Origin of the sequence: Blastopirellula retiformator, from assembly GCF_007859755.1 — a bacterium.
Lineage (GTDB): Bacteria > Planctomycetota > Planctomycetia > Pirellulales > Pirellulaceae > Blastopirellula > Blastopirellula retiformator.
Genome location: NZ_SJPF01000008.1, coordinates 30,985 through 46,061 on the forward strand (window position 1 = coordinate 30,985; position 15,077 = coordinate 46,061).

Sequence of the window (15,077 nt, forward strand, 5' to 3'; positions counted from 1 at the left end):
TTGCTGACTATGAATAACTCAACATCATTTTCGCGCCGTCGCTGGATGGCAGGGGCCTTCGGCATCGCTTGTTTTTCGAACCGTGGGCTGTTGGCCGACTATCTATATCCTTCGCCGTCGCTGACCGAGGGGCCGTTCTATCCCAACAAGATGCCGCTCGATCAAGACAACGACCTGATCCTGATCAACGACAGCATCACGCCTGCGGTGGGCGAGATCACGCATCTGACGGGTCGCGTGCTGTCGACCAGCGGCGAGCCGATCCGCAACGCGACGGTCGAAATCTGGCAGTGCGACGCCAACGCCGTCTACTTGCACACCCGCGACAGCGCCGGAAAGCAGGATCAACAAGACAAAAACTTCCAAGGCTTTGGGCGGTTTGAAACCGCATCGACCGGCGAGTATCGCTTCCGCACGATCAAACCGGTTCCGTATCCGGGACGTCCGGCGGGCCATATTCACGCCAAGGTCAAAGTGGGCGGCCGCGAAGTTTTGACGACGCAGATCTTTGTCCGCGGCGCCGTAGGCAATGCTCGCGATGGCGTCTACCGCAGCGCAGGCGACCTGATTGATCGCGAGTTGGTGACGACCGACTTCACGCCGATTGCCGATTCCAAGATTGGCGAATTGGCGGCTACTTTCGATTTTGTGATTGGCCGTACGCCGGATGATCGCGACTTCCCCGCTAACCGTCGCGGCGATCGCTAACAGTCCGCTGATTTTCTCAACGGGCTGCTGGATCGCAGGGATGCGATCCCAAAATAGCGACGTAAGTCGTTATTTTGCGAGCCGCGAAGAGCTATGCTCTGAGCCTGGCGAGGTTGGAAAATGCCACGAGGGCGTTTTTCAACAGGCAGCTAAGACAGACTTTTCTTTTCTTCTGGAGTTTGGAACATGAGATGGCATAACGTGGCGCCGCTGGCCGTGGCTGTGGCGATTGGCTTGACGACAACTTCTTTGTGGGCGCAAGGTCCTGGTGGCCGAGGTGGTTTTGGCGGTCCCGGCGGCAATCAACGTGGCGCCAGTTCGCCCGAAGAATTGATCGCTCGGATGATGAAGCTGGATGCCGATCAGGACGGCAAGCTGACCAAGGAAGAAGTGACCGATCGCCGCCTGTTGCATTTGTTTGTCGCGGCTGACGCCGATAAGGACGACGTCCTCACCACGGAAGAGATGCAAACCTTTTTTGCCAGCCAGGCGAATGCGAACGGCGGCCAGCGCGGCCAAGGCGGCGGACCGGGTGGCCAAGGGATGGGACCTGGCGGTCCCGGAGGTCCTGGAATGGGGCCCGGCGGCATGATGGGACCGCCGCGGATTGGCGAAGTGATGCCTGACTTTGTGCAGCAGATGCTGAATCTGACCCCGCAGCAACGGGCGGCCGTCGCCTCGCTGCAGCAGAAGGTCAATGCAGAGCTTGCCGCCATCCTGACGGACGAACAGGAAGCCCAAATTGCCCAGATGATGCAGGGTGGACCTGGTGGACAACGCGGTCAGCGTGGCGGACGCGGCCAGCGCTAATACGAGGGAACGGGGACGAGCCTAAACGCTCGTCCCCTTTCTATGCGCCCTCGACTTCTTCGGTGGGCGCTTGCCAGGGATCATACGATCCGACAGTCCAGAGGCGTCCTTTCAGATCGCGGCAGGTGAATCCGCGTCCGCCGTAATCTTCGTCCCGGATACCAATCATATAACTGGGCGCCGGCCTCTTTCGCCTTGGCGTAGATCGCGACGACGTCGCTCGAAACCAGGTAGATGCTTTGCGTTTCGCAGCCGCCGATTTCGTCAGGCTGTTTGATCAGCTTGCCCCAGTCCGACTCGTTCTCGGCCAAGCCGAGCATGATCATGCCGCCGCCAGGGAACGTCAATTGTGCGTGGGCGATCACGTTGCCTTCGCCCCGATAAACGGCGTGTCGGCGGAAGCCAAACGCGTCGCAGAGCCAGTCGATGGCGGCGGCCGCGTCGCGGTAGCGCAAGCAGGAGATCACCATCGATCCCTGGTGAACGGCAGTAGATGACATTAGGATGCTCCTGGAAAACGAAATTAGACCGACGCAGCCGGTGATTTACCGCACGCGTCGCGCGAATCCAAGGAATTTGAGAGGGACCGGATGGTTGATCGTCGATACGAGGGAGTCCGTTTTGCGGTCGATCGCGTCGTGCATGACGGCCGCCAGCGCGACATCGTGCGGCATCCTGGCGCCGCAGTGATCTTGCCGATCGTGAGGGACGATCAGATCTGCTTGATTCGCAACTACCGGGTGTCGGTCGAAGAAGCGTTGATCGAACTGCCGGCCGGGACGCTTGAGCCCAACGAGCCGCCTGAGGTGACCGCAGCGCGGGAACTGACGGAGGAAACGGGCTACGCCGCCGACTCGGTCGAATTGTTGATGCAGTTTTATCCGTCGCCCGGGATCATGGACGAGCGAATGTTCGTCTACATCGCGACCTGGCTGACGGCAGGAGCGCCTGCGCGAGAAGCGGGAGAAGAGATCGAGAATCTAGTGGTCTCGCGCGGCGAAGCGCTGGCGATGATCGGCGACGGCCGTATCAAGGATGGCAAAACGATCGCAGCGCTCCTCTACTACGAACGCTTTCGAGCGAATTCTTAACAGGTGAAAAGAAAAGAGCCCTGCGACGGGGATCGCAGAGCCCTTGACGGCCGACGGGGTGGTGATGCGGGGCCGTAAATTGTTAGTCGAGATCGATGACCTGGCCGTCGTTGCGAGCGGCCAGGTTGCCCAGCGTGGTCAGGTCAATCGTGACCGGGATGTTGTGGACGCTGCCGTCGGCGAACACGAATTGGCAAATTCCGGGGTGGTAACTGCCGAAGATCGCGCCGCTGTTGTCGCGGATCGAGCGGGCCAGACCATAGCCGGAACCTGCCTTGCGGGTTGAGTTGCCATGGTCGCCGTTGTAGGCGCCGCCATCGCCGGCGGTCGTTTTGCCGAAGTTGTCTTGATCGACGTGCTTTTCGCCCACCAGGAAGGTATTGCTCAAGCCATCGGTAATATCGCGGAAGGCGAGGCCCTTCTGGTTTCCTTGAGAAGTTGGCTCGCCCTGGAGACGATAGAAAATGCCGTTGAAGTTGGAGCTGGTCCAATAGTCGGCGCCGTTGGTTCCTGCATTGCCGGCGTAGTCAGCCAGTGCACCGTTGACGACCACGCTGGTATCGCCATCCCTTTCGTCGCCAACGCTCAGCAGGGTCTTTCCATCTCGTCGCGAGGGGCAGAAATAAGCTTCGACGGATGTCTCGCGGGCCAGTTGGTTGTCAGCGTGGTAGTAGGTCTTGGTCAGGTCCCACTGTTCGTACAGATTGGTCTGTTCAATCTGCGGCAGAATGTCGACCAGCCAAGTCTGATAAACGTCTTTCCGGCTGTTTGGCAGTTGCCCGTACGTATCGTGCTGGTTGTGCATCGCCAGGCCGATCTGCTTCAAATTGTTTGAGCAGCTCATGCGACGGGCCGCTTCGCGAGCTTGCTGGACCGCGGGGAGCAATAGCGCGATCAAAACGCCGATGATCGCAATGACGACCAGCAGTTCGACCAGAGTAAACCCGCGGGGAGATCGGGCATAACGGGGGGACTTGGACATGGAGGAGACACCAAAGGATAGCGAGATATTGAACGATGGATGGTTGCGCGGATTTCGCGCAGTAACCTTAAAGTATCAAAAACAATAAAATATTCAAATGTATTATGTCTCTTTGCAGGAAGATTTCGTTTGTAGTTGGGCCGTAACGGCGCTCTGGCTTCCCTGCTCATTTTCGGGGGTAAATCTGCGCAAAGGAGCTCGTTTCAGGCTATTCCATCAAATAGCCTGGGTTGCGGGGTGGAGCATGCCCCAAAGGGTTTGGTCTCTTCGAAAAAGAAACGCCGAGCGACGCAGCAGCCGCCCGGCGAAATTGCTTCGAAATTGGCAAGCGACGTTACTGGTCGAGACTGACCACTTCGCCGTCAGCACGGGCCGCCAGCCAGCCGAGCGTCGCCGCATTGACCGTGACTGGAATCGCTTTCACGCTTCCGTCACACAGTACGAACTGGCAAACTCCGGGGTGGTGGCTGCCGAAGATGTTGATCGAGTTGTCGAAGATGATGCGGGCAAGCGTCTTGCCTGGGCCGGCAAATCGCATCGAGTTGAAACCGTCGCCGTTGTAGGCGCCGCCGTCGGCATAGGTCGAGCCCCCGACTCCCCACTGATCGACATCGACATGTTTTTCGCCGACCAGCAACGTGTTGCATGGCCCGTCGGTGATGTCGCGAAAGGCGATTCCCTTGGGGGCGCCATGGCCGCTGTTTCCGTAGAATCGGAAAACGCCCGTGAAATTGGCGTCGTCGGCTTAGTCATTGCTTCCGGTCCTGCAATTGGCGGCATAGTCGCCGACCATGCCGATGACCGGGTTGTTGCCGCCGTTTTGCAGCGTCTCTTCACAGCTGAGCATCGGACCGCGCCGTGAGGGGCAACAAAATACCATCGACCGGCGTCTCGCGGGCCTGTTCAACGGCGGGCAACCGCAGCGCAATCAGGACGCCGATGATGGCAATCACCACGAGAAGTTCAACAAGCGTGAACCCGCGGCGCGAAGATGGATAACTGGTCAAGAGATTCGCCCTTCATGTGTCAGAAAAGGAAATGGAAAATCCATCTGCATTGGCAACATGCGGCGCCGGCGTCGATCGCGGCGAGGGACGACGCGGGCGTGATGAATTCAAATTTCGAGCGGCATGAAGGGGAGTCAGAAGCCTTTGAGCGGGTGGGGCAAATGGCCAAGGCGGGATCGCCTGCCGGGTGGTGTAATCGCGGAATTTACAAAATTTTCAGAGTATTCCTGTTTGCCTGCAAATCTACTAGACTAGATCTGAATCGAAAGCGTTATTTTGCATAATCACGGGGTAATTTATGGGATGCTGGCGATCACTCCTCCTTGTCGGTGGAATTTCTCTGGTTGCTGTGGCGGCCGGCTGTAGCAACGGCACTTACCCGGTGCATGGAACCATCGTCTTTTCCGACGGTACGCCTGCCAAGGAATTGGCGGGAGGAGCGGTCGAACTTGACTCGCTCGAACAGCCGATCAGCGCTCGCGGATCGATCGACGCCGAGGGGAAGTTTGTGATCTCCACCTACGAAGCCGAAGATGGCGCCGTGCCGGGCAAGCATCGGGTCTTGATCGTGTCGCGGCAGTCAACCGGCGACGAAGTGGTCGGCAAGGTGATCGAGTCGAAGTATCAGCGCTTCGAGACGTCGGGCCTGGAGCTAGAAGTGACGCCAGGCACGAACACGCCGACTTTTACGGTCGAACGCGCCAAGTCGCGACGTTAGCTGCCTGTTGAAAAATGCCATCGTGGCATTTTTCAACCTCCCCAGGCTCAGAGCGTAGCTCTTCGCGGCTCGCAAAATAACGACTTACGTCGCTATTTGGGGATCGCATCCCTGCGATCACGCAGTCCGCCGAGAAAATCAACGGACTGTTAGGCGAATCAACCCGGCGGCGATTAGTAGTCGTACCAAATCGCGAAGCCAACTTGTTGTTCCCAATATTCGTAGAACGAAAGTTGGCTGCTGTTGCCGTTGTAGTAGTTCAGGCCGATCCGTAGCAGGTGACCCGAGTCGTCGCCGACCCAGGCCCATCCGGTTTGCACCGTCAGGCTACCGCCCCAGTTGACTTCTTGCCGCAGGTGTCCGTCGACAGCGAAGAATGGTTCGCCTCGGATGCCGGTCGCTCGCGTCGGCGCCCACTCAAAACCAAAGTCCAATTCCCATGGCTGCGAGACGGTCGTGTAAAACGCCCACCCCAACTGGCCGTAGATGCGGACTCGGTCGGAGAAGTAGATCGAGTGCCCCAGGATCAGCACATCGCGCGAGTAGTTCAGCCGGTTGTAGCCCGGGTTCTTAATCAGGAACTCATCACCCAGGTGCGAACTGACGTGGTAGTAGCCGAAACGGGTGCGATGATTCGGGCGTTCGCGATAGCTCCAGGTCAGCTGCGTGCCTGCCCGGAAGTCGGCGCTGCGAACGTCAACATCTTCCGGAATATCGAGCCGCACCTTGGCCGAACCTTCGACATCCCACTGGATGCCTTGCGGCAGGAACGGGTCGTGGTTGCCATAGCGGAAAACGCCAAAACGACCACCTAGGTTGCCGTCTAGAACGGTCGAACCGCGATAGCCGGTCAGGTCGCCGATTTTTACCGACAGACGCGACTCCTGAACGTTTGCCAGATGAGCTTTGTAGATGTGACCGGTCGGCAATAGTTGAAAGTCGTACTGGTCGGTGCAGGGACCGCAGAACGGATCTTGGGCTAGTTCGTATTCCGACACTTCGATCGGGTGATCCGGAAACGGCAATTCGGTTTGCTGTTCGACCGCTTCGATATGCGAAATGCCCGAAATCCCAAAGGTCGGCCGCGGCCCGGTATAATCGTCCCCTGGCATCAGGGTATCGAGATCGCGTTGATGGGTTTCTCGATATTGGGCGTGAGCGGTTTCCACGGTAAACAGCAGACATAACGTTATCCCTACGGCGATGGTCGTCGCGTAGCGGATCGTCAGTTTGTCGCTTTTATCGGAAGTCATCGTCCTGGTCCTGCGTTGCTTCCTAAACTTCGCCGCAGTTGGTTGGGCCGCTCGCCTTACTTGGCGAAACATGAGGGGGCGTAGTTTAGTGATTGGGTGTAACCGGCTCTAGAGCACTTTTCGTCTCAAAGGTGAACCGGTTCACAAAATCTTGAAATAATTCCGCTAGCGAAACGTTGATAGAGTCATGGTATTGTTGGAATTCAGCATGTCCCCACTGAACAAAGGGGACAGCGTCAGCCAATACGTTGCCCGGAGCATCGATATTATCGACAGAAGTGGACTCGATTATCGACTCCATGCTATGGGAACGATCATTGAAGGCGAGATTGATGAGGTGCTAGCGGTGCTAAAAGCCTGTTTAGAGGCGATGGCGGCCGATTGCGATCGCATCACGTGCTCCGCAAAATTAGATTATCGCGCTGGATATTCGGGACGCTTGCAGACGAAAGTCGACTCGGTCGAGCAGAAACTGGGACGCCGTGTGAAGACGTTGGGTTCAGCTAGCAGCGAGCAAGATTCGTAATGTCGATCGATGCGATCGTCCTCGGCGGAGGAATTGTCGGACTTGCGACCGCTTATGAGCTGCTCCAGCGCGACCCGAATCGACGCGTCGTGGTCTGCGAAAAAGAAGCGGCTGTCGCAACGCACCAAACGGGACGCAACTCCGGCGTGCTGCATTCGGGCATCTACTACAAGCCGGGATCGCTCAAGGCGACCAACTGCCGCGCCGGCAAAGCGCTGATGGAGCAATTCTGTCGCGAGCATGCGATTCCCTACGACATCTGCGGCAAGGTGGTCGTGGCGATCGACTCTTCGGAACTTCCGCAGTTGGAAGGCATCTATCAGCGCGGTCAGGCAAACGGCGTCCGCTGCGAGCGAATCGGTCGCGAGCGTTTGCTGGAACTGGAGCCGCACTGCGCCGGGGTCGAAGCGATCCATGTGCCGGAGACGGGGATCGTCGACTATCGCCAGGTAAGCACGAAACTTGCCGATCTGATTCGTGAGCGCGGAGGAGAAATCTGGCTCGGCGCCAAGGTCGAAAAAATCTTCGAGCGCGAGAGTGAGATTTCGATTGAGACGACCGCTGGATCGGTTAGCGGAACGATTGCGATCAACTGTTGCGGGCTCTACTGCGACCGAGTTGCTCGCCTGACTGGAGCAAAGCCGGCGGCGAAGATCGTTCCCTTTCGCGGTGAGTACTTTGAGTTACGCCCCTCGGCGGAGCATCTCTGCAAGAACCTGATCTACCCAGTTCCCGACCTCAATTTTCCCTTTCTCGGCGTCCACTTTACCCGCATGATCGAAGGAGGCGTCGATTGCGGTCCCAATGCGGTCATGGCGCTGGCCCGCGAAGGGTATGGCAAGTTGGATATCAACTTGGCCGACCTGTGGGAATCGGTCAGTTACCGCGGTTTTCGCAAGCTGGTCGCCCGCCATTGGAAAGCGGGGTTGCAGGAGTTTTACCGCTCCTGTTCCAAGAAGGCGTTCGTACGATCGCTGCAGCGGCTGATTCCCGAGATCACCGCCGCTGACATTTTTGCGGCGCCGGCCGGTATCCGAGCCCAGGCGATCGCCGAGAGCGGCGACTTGGTCGACGATTTCCTGATCCAGCGGGAAGGGCGGATGATCAACGTTCTCAACGCACCCAGTCCCGCGGCGACTTCTTCGCTACAGATCGCCAAAACGATTGTCGACTCGCTCTAGATCTCGTGCTCTTGGCCCTCCTCTTTGTAGACGACTTTGTAGATGTCGCGGCGACGATCGTTCCAGTTTTGCACGTTGCCGATTTCGCGGTGGCGTCTTAGCTGTTCGACGTCGACGTCGTGAATGATCATCGTTTCGATGTTCGGATTGCATTCGGCCGCGATCGCGTCGCGGGCAAACTCGGCGTCGGCCGGCGTAAAGATCGCCGATTGAGCGTAGTGCAGGTCCGAGTTCTCTACAAACGGCAAGTTGCCGGTGCAGCCCGAGACGGCGACGTACACGTGGTTCTCGACGCAGCGAGCCATCGCACAGTGACGAATCCGCAGGTAGCCTTGCCGGGTGTCGGTGTTGAACGGCACGAAGACGATGCCGGCATCTTTTTGAGCTGCGATGCGGACCAACTCCGGAAATTCGATGTCGTAGCAGACCAGGATCGAGATCTTGCCGCAGTCGGTGTCGAAGACTTCCACCTTATCGCCTGGCGATACGCCCCACCATTTACGTTCGCTGGGCGTGATGTGAATCTTGTATTGCTTGCCAAGCGTCCCGTCGCGGCGGAACAGGTACGAGATGTTGTAAAGGGTCTCGTCCTCGATCACAAATTGCGATCCGCCGATGATGTTGACGTTGTGCTTGACCGCCATCTCGGTAAACAGATCGAGATATTGCGGGGTGAACTCGGCCAATTGCCGCGCCGCCAGACCCGGACGTGACGGAGGAACGCACGACAGCAACTGCGTCGTGAATAGCTCCGGAAAGACAACGAAGTCGCTCTTGTAGTCCGACGCGGCGTCGATGAAAAACTCGCATTGGGTAGCGAACTCGCCAAAGTCCTTCACGGCTCGCATTTCGTACTGCACCACGGCCAGGCGAATCGGCTCGACGACGTGATGATAGCGACGTTTGGCGTTGGCCCGATAATCGAGATTGAGCCATTCCAGGAAGGTTGCGTAACCGCACGACGCTTCGTCCGACGGGAAATAATCGGGAATTAATCCTTGCAACGCGAATCCGTTGGAAAGTTGGGCGGTCAGCACCGGGTCGAACAGGGCCCGCTCGATCACCTTGTCGATGTATTCTCGCGCCGACATTTCGTTGGCGTACTTGTGATAACCGGGCAGCCGGCCGCCAATAATGATCCGCGACAGGTTCAGGTTGCGGCAAAGCTCTTTTCGGGCGTCATAGAGCCGCCGCGAGAGTCGCATTCCGCGAAACTCCGGATCGACCATGATCTCGATCCCATAGAGGGTATCTCCCTTGGGATCGTGATTGCGAATCATGCCATTGTCGGAGATCGCCGACCAGTTGTGCCAAGCCATATTGGGATCGTATTCCACGATCAGACTGCTGGCCGAGGCGGCGATTTTGCCGTCGATCTCGACGCAGAGTTGACCAGCCGGAAAGGTGTCGATCTGGCTCTGGATATGCTCACGGCTCCAGGGCTTCATGCCGGGGAAACAGCGGAGTTGCATTTCGACTAACTGGTCGAAGTCATCCATCGTCAGGCGACGGACGACAGTTTTCCACTCAAAATCCTTTAGATCTAGCGTTTCCATCAAATGGCTTTCGGCTATTGGGTCAGCGGTGCGACGAACAGTGCTAACTATTTGAGATTCGCCCCGAGTCGCCAATCGCGACTGCGAAGCTATTCGGCGGCAGTCGGCGTTTCGGACGTGTTTCGCAGGTAGACGAGCGCAAACCAGTCGTACAGAAAATGAGTCGTGATCGGCGTGATCAGGTCGCCGGTCCAGTAGAACAGGAGGCCGAAATAGCAGCCCATGGTGGTAGCGGCCGCCGCGTACTCTAGCGAAAGGAAGTGGGCTAGGCCGAACAGGACGCTGACGATCAGGATCGCCGTCGCGGCGCCCCCGAAGGGATCCGGAATAATTTCCGTGAAACCCGATTGGAGAAATCCGCGAAACAGCGCCTCTTCGCACAGGCCGGCCGCAAAGGCGACCGCGCCCAGTTCTACAATCGTCGCACGGGAGAACTGCGGTATGACCTGAGTCTCCATCAACCGCTGCAGTTCGACCGAAGCGACGCTCTTGTTGAACCGCAGCAGGAAGAAAAAGCCAATCATCGGCAGCGTGGCGACGATGCCGATGCCAAACGCTTGGGCCGCCGCGGCCGGATCAGCAGCGTTCCAACTAGCGCTTTGCCAAGGAGAAACGCCAAACAGCCAGCCGAGAAAGATGGCCAGGACCAGCAACGCACCTTCGAGCTTGACCACCGAACTGACAAACCGTTCGGCCTGCTTGCGGGAAGAAACCGGCCGGGCTTCGCTCGATTCCGGCTCATTCGGTGGGATATCGGCAGTCAAAGAAATCTCGGGATGAGGAATTGGCGGACAATCGAATGGTCCTGGGATTTTCGCGTTCATCCTAGCGGAATCTGAGCTTCGCGTCATTCCGGCGACCAAGTCGGCATTCCCGCCTTGCCCCTCTGTGGAGGCGGTTCCTCCTCCTGGTTGACCGAGCGGTTCCGGTCGCCGTAATATGGGAAGTTTGTGTGTTGGTCCAAAGACTTGATATAAGCGGAGCGAATCCGGTGCCAGGTACATGCGTCATCGGCTTGCAGTGGGGCGACGAAGCGAAGGGAAAGCTCGTCGATTTGTTGACCAGGCGCCACGATGTGGTCGCACGGTTTTTGGGTGGCGCAAACGCCGGCCATACCGTCGTCGACGGAGAGAACACTTACAAGCTGCACCATATTCCGAGCGGGATTCTCAGCTTGGACGTCGCCAACGTCGTCACGGCGGGGGTCGTCATCAATCCACCGATCCTGCTGCAGGAAATCGACGGGCTAAAGGAGCGGGACGTTCCGGTCAAGAACCTCCTGCTTAGCGACCGCGCTCACATCATCTTCCCCTGGCACATGGCCGAAGATCGGGCGATGAACCAGTCGACCGCCGATGGCGAGAACATCGGCACCACGATGCGCGGCATTGGCCCGTGCTATCGCGACAAGGTCGGCCGTTCACATGCGATTCGCCTGGGAGACCTGGTTCGTCCTGGTCTGAAGGAGAAGATCGCACTGATCACCGCGGCGAAGAACAAGACGATCGCCAGCATGTACAACGAGGGGGAATTCACGCCGCTCGACGCCGATGCGATCTACGCCGAGTATTCCGGCTACGCCGATCGTCTGCGGGAATACGTCACCGATTCGACCGCCTATCTGCTCGACGCGGCCGACGAGAACAAACGCATTCTCTTTGAGGGCGCCCAAGGCGCGCTGCTCGACGTTGACCACGGCACCTACCCGTTCGTTACCAGCAGCAACAGCTCGGGCGTCGGCGCTTCGGCCGGTTCGGGCGTTCCGGCGAAGTTCATCAACCAGACGATTGGCGTCGTCAAAGCGTACAGCACGCGGGTTGGCGGCGGGCCGTTTCCGACTGAGCAAGACAACGAACTGGGCGAGAAGATCCGCGTCCGGGGTAACGAGTTTGGCACCACGACCGGGCGTCCGCGTCGCTGCGGTTGGCTCGACGCGGTGGCGGTCCGCTACACCGCCCGAATTAGCGGCATCGACACGATTGCGCTAATGATGCTCGACGTGCTGTCGACGCTGGACGAACTGAAGATCTGCGTCGCCTACGAACTGGATGGCGAGCGGCTGACCCACTTCCCCAGCCATGTCGACGACGTCCGCAAGGTTAAGCCGATCTACGAAACGCTGCCCGGTTGGGCCGACGAGATCACCGGCGCCCGTAGCATGGAAGATCTGCCGGCCAACGCGCTGGCGTACATCCGGCGGATTTCGGAACTGGTCGGCTGTGAAGTTGGCGTCGTGTCGGTCGGCCCTGATCGCAAACAGACGATTTTCACCGAGCAACTGGCGGAGTTGGTCGGCGCCGCCTCGTAGTTGACCGCTCGCACGGAACCGAGACGAGTCGCTACAATAAGCCGAAACTCCGCGAAAGCGTAACGCGTTTTCGTGGTCGCATTCATTCGACTGGTATCGCATGGCTCGTACCCGCAGTTCGCAATGACCTCGCAATCGTCTAGCCAATCCGTTCAGCCTGATCTGGGCGTTCCCGCCGAGCGTCTGCCGCGACATATTGCGGTGATCATGGACGGCAACGGACGTTGGGCGCAGCGGCAGGGCTTGCCGCGGGTCGAAGGGCATCGCCGCGGCGTGACGTCGGTGCGGCGGACGACCGAGGAATGTGCTCGGCTGGGCATCGAGCAGCTGACCCTCTATTGTCTTTCCAGTGAAAACTGGAAGCGGCCGCAATACGAACTCGACTTCCTCATGCATCTGCTCGAGCAGTACATGATCGAAGAACGCAGCACGATCATGGCCAACAATATTCAGGTTCGGATCATCGGTCGCCGCGATGGGATTCCGCCGCAGGTCCAGCAAGAGATGGATCGCACGATCCAGCTCAGCTCAACCAATACCGGCACCACGCTTTGTCTGGCGATCAACTATGGCGGCCGGGGCGAAATGGTCGACGCGGTCCGCAAAATGGCGACCGAGGCGGCTAGTGGCGCGCTCGATCCGGCCTCGATAACCGAAGACGCGATCGCCGCTCACTTGTACACCGCCGGCATGCCCGATCCCGACCTGTTGATTCGCACGGCCGGCGAAATGCGGATCAGCAACTTTCTGCTGTGGCAGATCAGCTACGCCGAACTTTGGGTCACCCAGCAATGTTGGCCAGAGTTTTGCGAAGAGACGTTGCATCAGGCGATACGCGACTTTGCCGGGCGAGACCGGCGATTCGGCGGGTTGAATGACGATACCGCGGAAGGAGCGACTTAGCCCGTGCTAGGATGGCGATTGATCGGCGCCGCGGCGATTATCATTCCGGTAATCACGCTCTGTTGGCTCGACTTCAGCTGGAACTTCGATCGTCCTGGAATTTGGCTCCTGCCATTGGCGGTTATGATCGCCGTGTTCGCCGCCGAAGAGGTCTTGGGGCTGTTGCGAGCCAAGCAACTGCGCCCTGCCGGATGGGCATGTCATGTCGGCACGCTCCTCGTTTTGGGGACCGCCGCGATGTCGATCTGGTGGCCGTTCGAGACGCCCCCGACCAGCATGCAGTCGAAGTGGATCTTGTTTTCATTAGCCGCGGGAATGGTGCTGTCGCTGGTCAGCGAGATGCGGCGGTACGAAAAGCCAGGCTGGGCGATCGTGCATGTCGGTCTGACGATCTTTACGATCGCCTACGTTGGCGGGCTGATGAGCTTTGTGATCCGGTTGCGATTGGTCCATAGCGAACTGCCGGACGGTAACGCCTGGGGGATGATCGCACTGTTGTCGATGATTGTCGCCACCAAAATGTCGGACGCCGGCGCCTACTTTACCGGGCGGCTGTTCGGACGGACGAAACTGGCCCCCAATCTGAGCCCCGGCAAGACGGTCGAGGGGGCGCTGGGCGGATTGGTCTTCGCCGTGTTTGGCGCCTGGGTGATTTTCGCGTTGGTCGCGCCGCAACTGACGACAAGCGAACCCCCAGCGTTTTGGCGTCTCTGTCTGTATGCGATTTGCGTCGCGATCGCCGGGATGGTGGGCGATTTGGCCGAATCGCTGTTCAAGCGAGATATGGAAAGTAAGGACTCCAGCACCTGGCTGATCGGGCTGGGAGGAGTCTTGGACGTCCTCGATTCGCTACTGGTGGCGGCCCCGATGGCCCTTTTTTTCTGGGAAATCGGTCTGGTAGGGCCGCAATAGCTAGATTTTAATCCCGCCGCAACGATCCGAATAGGCCTAAAGTGTAGCCATGAAATGAGTTACCGCACTTCCGGTGGATTTCTGATTTCGCCGGACGAAAGATTGTCTATATTTTTAGTGGTGTTGAAAACCTTCCAACTGCGGCAGCCCCAGCGGCTGACGCCGACTGCATGTACGAAGCGACTATCCGATTTCTCGACAATTCGTCTGTACTTCAGCTGTTCGGAGCCCGCGACCAACACGTTCGCCGGATTCGCGAATCGCTCGGCGTCACGATTACGCATCGTGACGGCCGGGTGCGCATCGCCGGTCGGGAACTAGCCGTCGCTCAGGCGACCAAGGTGATCGAAGCGTTACGGAATAAAGTGGAACGCCAAGGACTCATCACACTGGACGAGGTCGAAGACTCGCTGGCCGACGTCACCGGCGAGACGACGACCAAGCCGAAGACGCTGCCGATCTCGGTCTTCAAGAAGACGCAGCGCGTCACTCCCATGACCCCCGGTCAGGCGGCTTATGTCGAAATCATGCGCGAGCATGAGATGGTGTTCGCCCTGGGACCGGCAGGTACCGGCAAAACCTACTTGGCGGTCGCCTACGCCGTCGAGTCGTTGCTGGAGCAGCGGATCCGCAAGATCGTCTTGGTACGACCGGCCGTCGAAGCAGGCGAACAGCTCGGCTTCTTGCCGGGGACGCTGCACGAGAAGATCAATCCTTACCTGCAGCCGATGCTCGACTCGCTCGGCGAGATGATCGATCGAGAGCAGGTAGCCCGATACATGGAACAGAACGTCATCGAGGTGATCCCGCTGGCGTTCATGCGGGGACGGACGCTCAATGACGCGTTCATTATTTTGGACGAAGCCCAAAACACGACCGTATCGCAGATGAAGATGTTCTTGACCCGCTTGGGCAAGAACTCGCGGATGGTGATTTCCGGCGACGCGACGCAAAACGACTTGCCGCCGAACGTCAGCAGCGGCTTAGCGGATGCGATCATGCGATTGAAAGATATCAAGGGAATTGGCCAGGTCCATCTCACGCAAGCCGATATCGTGCGGCACGCTCTCGTCCAAGAGATCGTGAACGCTTACGAACGGGGAACGAACACGAACTAGCCCA

17 protein-coding genes are annotated in these 15,077 nt (G+C 58.5%); 10 read left to right on the top strand and 7 right to left on the bottom strand.

Features of this window, described 5'->3' with window-relative positions:
* Positions 1 to 9 precede the first annotated feature (9 nt).
* Positions 10 to 708, top strand: coding sequence for a dioxygenase family protein (locus tag Enr8_RS24340; protein WP_146436802.1), 699 nt, complete (start codon positions 10 to 12; stop codon positions 706 to 708).
* A 186-nt stretch (positions 709 to 894) separates the two neighbouring features.
* Positions 895 to 1,518 (top strand): hypothetical protein, encoded by a 624-nt coding sequence (locus Enr8_RS24345; protein WP_146436804.1) that lies wholly within the window; start codon positions 895 to 897, stop codon positions 1,516 to 1,518.
* Between the two features lie 80 nt (positions 1,519 to 1,598).
* Here Enr8_RS24345 and Enr8_RS24350 read toward each other — a convergent pair whose 3' ends face one another.
* Positions 1,599 to 2,018: a VOC family protein gene (locus Enr8_RS24350; RefSeq protein ID WP_222434943.1), complete on the bottom strand. Its 420-nt coding sequence runs from the start codon at positions 2,016 to 2,018 to the stop codon at positions 1,599 to 1,601.
* A gap of 90 nt (positions 2,019 to 2,108) precedes the next feature.
* Here Enr8_RS24350 and Enr8_RS24355 point away from each other — a divergent pair, with 90 nt between their 5' ends.
* Positions 2,109 to 2,609: an NUDIX hydrolase gene (locus Enr8_RS24355; protein WP_146436806.1), complete on the top strand. Its 501-nt coding sequence runs from the start codon at positions 2,109 to 2,111 to the stop codon at positions 2,607 to 2,609.
* An 82-nt stretch (positions 2,610 to 2,691) separates the two neighbouring features.
* Here Enr8_RS24355 and Enr8_RS24360 read toward each other — a convergent pair whose 3' ends face one another.
* The 3 genes from Enr8_RS24360 to Enr8_RS26340 form a co-directional block, all read right to left on the bottom strand.
* The gene (locus Enr8_RS24360; protein WP_146436808.1) at positions 2,692 to 3,591 is read right to left on the bottom strand and encodes a DUF1559 domain-containing protein; all 900 of its coding nucleotides are present in this window, start codon (positions 3,589 to 3,591) and stop codon (positions 2,692 to 2,694) included.
* 334 nt (positions 3,592 to 3,925) lie between these two features.
* Complete coding sequence (locus tag Enr8_RS26335) at positions 3,926 to 4,267, bottom strand: DUF1559 family PulG-like putative transporter (protein ID WP_146436810.1); 342 nt, start codon at positions 4,265 to 4,267, stop codon at positions 3,926 to 3,928.
* 157 nt (positions 4,268 to 4,424) lie between these two features.
* Complete coding sequence (locus tag Enr8_RS26340; protein ID WP_390620215.1) at positions 4,425 to 4,598, bottom strand: type II secretion system protein; 174 nt, start codon at positions 4,596 to 4,598, stop codon at positions 4,425 to 4,427.
* A 382-nt stretch (positions 4,599 to 4,980) separates the two neighbouring features.
* Between Enr8_RS26340 and Enr8_RS24375 the strand changes: the two genes are divergently transcribed.
* A complete protein-coding gene (locus Enr8_RS24375; protein WP_146436812.1) occupies positions 4,981 to 5,316 on the top strand; it encodes a hypothetical protein in 336 nt (111 codons plus the stop codon).
* Between the two features lie 173 nt (positions 5,317 to 5,489).
* On the opposite strand, the gene Enr8_RS24380 is transcribed toward Enr8_RS24375, so the two are convergent.
* Complete coding sequence (locus tag Enr8_RS24380; protein WP_146436814.1) at positions 5,490 to 6,569, bottom strand: DUF1207 domain-containing protein; 1,080 nt, start codon at positions 6,567 to 6,569, stop codon at positions 5,490 to 5,492.
* Positions 6,570 to 6,756: 187 nt separating this feature from the next.
* On the opposite strand from Enr8_RS24380, the gene Enr8_RS24385 reads away from it, so the two are divergent.
* On the top strand, positions 6,757 to 7,095 hold the full coding sequence (locus tag Enr8_RS24385; RefSeq protein WP_146436815.1) for an MTH1187 family thiamine-binding protein: 339 nt from the start codon (positions 6,757 to 6,759) through the stop codon (positions 7,093 to 7,095).
* Positions 7,095 to 8,276, top strand: coding sequence for an L-2-hydroxyglutarate oxidase (gene lhgO / locus Enr8_RS24390; RefSeq protein WP_146436817.1), 1,182 nt, complete (start codon positions 7,095 to 7,097; stop codon positions 8,274 to 8,276). The genes Enr8_RS24385 and lhgO overlap by 1 nt, the downstream gene beginning before the upstream one ends.
* Here the strand turns inward: lhgO and Enr8_RS24395 are convergent.
* Together Enr8_RS24395 and Enr8_RS24400 are read right to left on the bottom strand one after the other, a co-directional pair.
* A complete protein-coding gene (locus tag Enr8_RS24395; protein ID WP_146436819.1) occupies positions 8,273 to 9,832 on the bottom strand; it encodes a bifunctional GNAT family N-acetyltransferase/carbon-nitrogen hydrolase family protein in 1,560 nt (519 codons plus the stop codon). The two genes, lhgO and Enr8_RS24395, sit on opposite strands and share 4 nt — an antisense overlap.
* Before the next feature lie 89 nt (positions 9,833 to 9,921).
* Positions 9,922 to 10,596, bottom strand: a complete 675-nt coding sequence (locus Enr8_RS24400) for a CPBP family intramembrane glutamic endopeptidase (RefSeq protein ID WP_186767864.1) — start codon at positions 10,594 to 10,596, stop codon at positions 9,922 to 9,924.
* A 227-nt stretch (positions 10,597 to 10,823) separates the two neighbouring features.
* Between Enr8_RS24400 and Enr8_RS24405 the strand changes: the two genes are divergently transcribed.
* The 4 genes from Enr8_RS24405 to Enr8_RS24420 all read left to right on the top strand — a co-directional run bounded on the left by Enr8_RS24405 (position 10,824) and on the right by Enr8_RS24420 (position 15,073).
* Positions 10,824 to 12,140: an adenylosuccinate synthase gene (locus tag Enr8_RS24405; RefSeq protein ID WP_146436823.1), complete on the top strand. Its 1,317-nt coding sequence runs from the start codon at positions 10,824 to 10,826 to the stop codon at positions 12,138 to 12,140.
* A 123-nt stretch (positions 12,141 to 12,263) separates the two neighbouring features.
* A complete protein-coding gene (locus Enr8_RS24410; protein WP_146436825.1) occupies positions 12,264 to 13,043 on the top strand; it encodes an isoprenyl transferase in 780 nt (259 codons plus the stop codon).
* A gap of 3 nt (positions 13,044 to 13,046) precedes the next feature.
* Positions 13,047 to 13,955, top strand: a complete 909-nt coding sequence (locus Enr8_RS24415; RefSeq protein WP_146436827.1) for a phosphatidate cytidylyltransferase — start codon at positions 13,047 to 13,049, stop codon at positions 13,953 to 13,955.
* A gap of 170 nt (positions 13,956 to 14,125) precedes the next feature.
* Positions 14,126 to 15,073, top strand: coding sequence for a PhoH family protein (locus tag Enr8_RS24420; protein WP_146436829.1), 948 nt, complete (start codon positions 14,126 to 14,128; stop codon positions 15,071 to 15,073).
* The last annotated feature ends 4 nt before the right edge of the window (positions 15,074 to 15,077 follow it).

Bases quoted from the DNA above. Each gene is read 5' to 3' on its own strand.
- Enr8_RS24355 (WP_146436806.1), top strand. From the start codon at position 2,109: ATGGTTGATCGTCGATACGAGGGAGTCCGTTTTGCGGTCGATCGCGTC.
- Enr8_RS24345 (WP_146436804.1), top strand. From the start codon at position 895: ATGAGATGGCATAACGTGGCGCCGCTGGCCGTGGCTGTGGCGATTGGC.
- Enr8_RS24420 (WP_146436829.1), top strand. From the start codon at position 14,126: ATGTACGAAGCGACTATCCGATTTCTCGACAATTCGTCTGTACTTCAG.
- Enr8_RS24410 (WP_146436825.1), top strand. From the start codon at position 12,264: ATGACCTCGCAATCGTCTAGCCAATCCGTTCAGCCTGATCTGGGCGTT.
- Enr8_RS24395 (WP_146436819.1), bottom strand. From the start codon at position 9,832: ATGGAAACGCTAGATCTAAAGGATTTTGAGTGGAAAACTGTCGTCCGT.
- Enr8_RS24385 (WP_146436815.1), top strand. From the start codon at position 6,757: ATGGTATTGTTGGAATTCAGCATGTCCCCACTGAACAAAGGGGACAGC.
- lhgO (WP_146436817.1), top strand. From the start codon at position 7,095: ATGTCGATCGATGCGATCGTCCTCGGCGGAGGAATTGTCGGACTTGCG.
- Enr8_RS24340 (WP_146436802.1), top strand. From the start codon at position 10: ATGAATAACTCAACATCATTTTCGCGCCGTCGCTGGATGGCAGGGGCC.
- Enr8_RS24360 (WP_146436808.1), bottom strand. From the start codon at position 3,591: ATGTCCAAGTCCCCCCGTTATGCCCGATCTCCCCGCGGGTTTACTCTG.
- Enr8_RS24350 (WP_222434943.1), bottom strand. From the start codon at position 2,018: ATGTCATCTACTGCCGTTCACCAGGGATCGATGGTGATCTCCTGCTTG.
- Enr8_RS24380 (WP_146436814.1), bottom strand. From the start codon at position 6,569: ATGACTTCCGATAAAAGCGACAAACTGACGATCCGCTACGCGACGACC.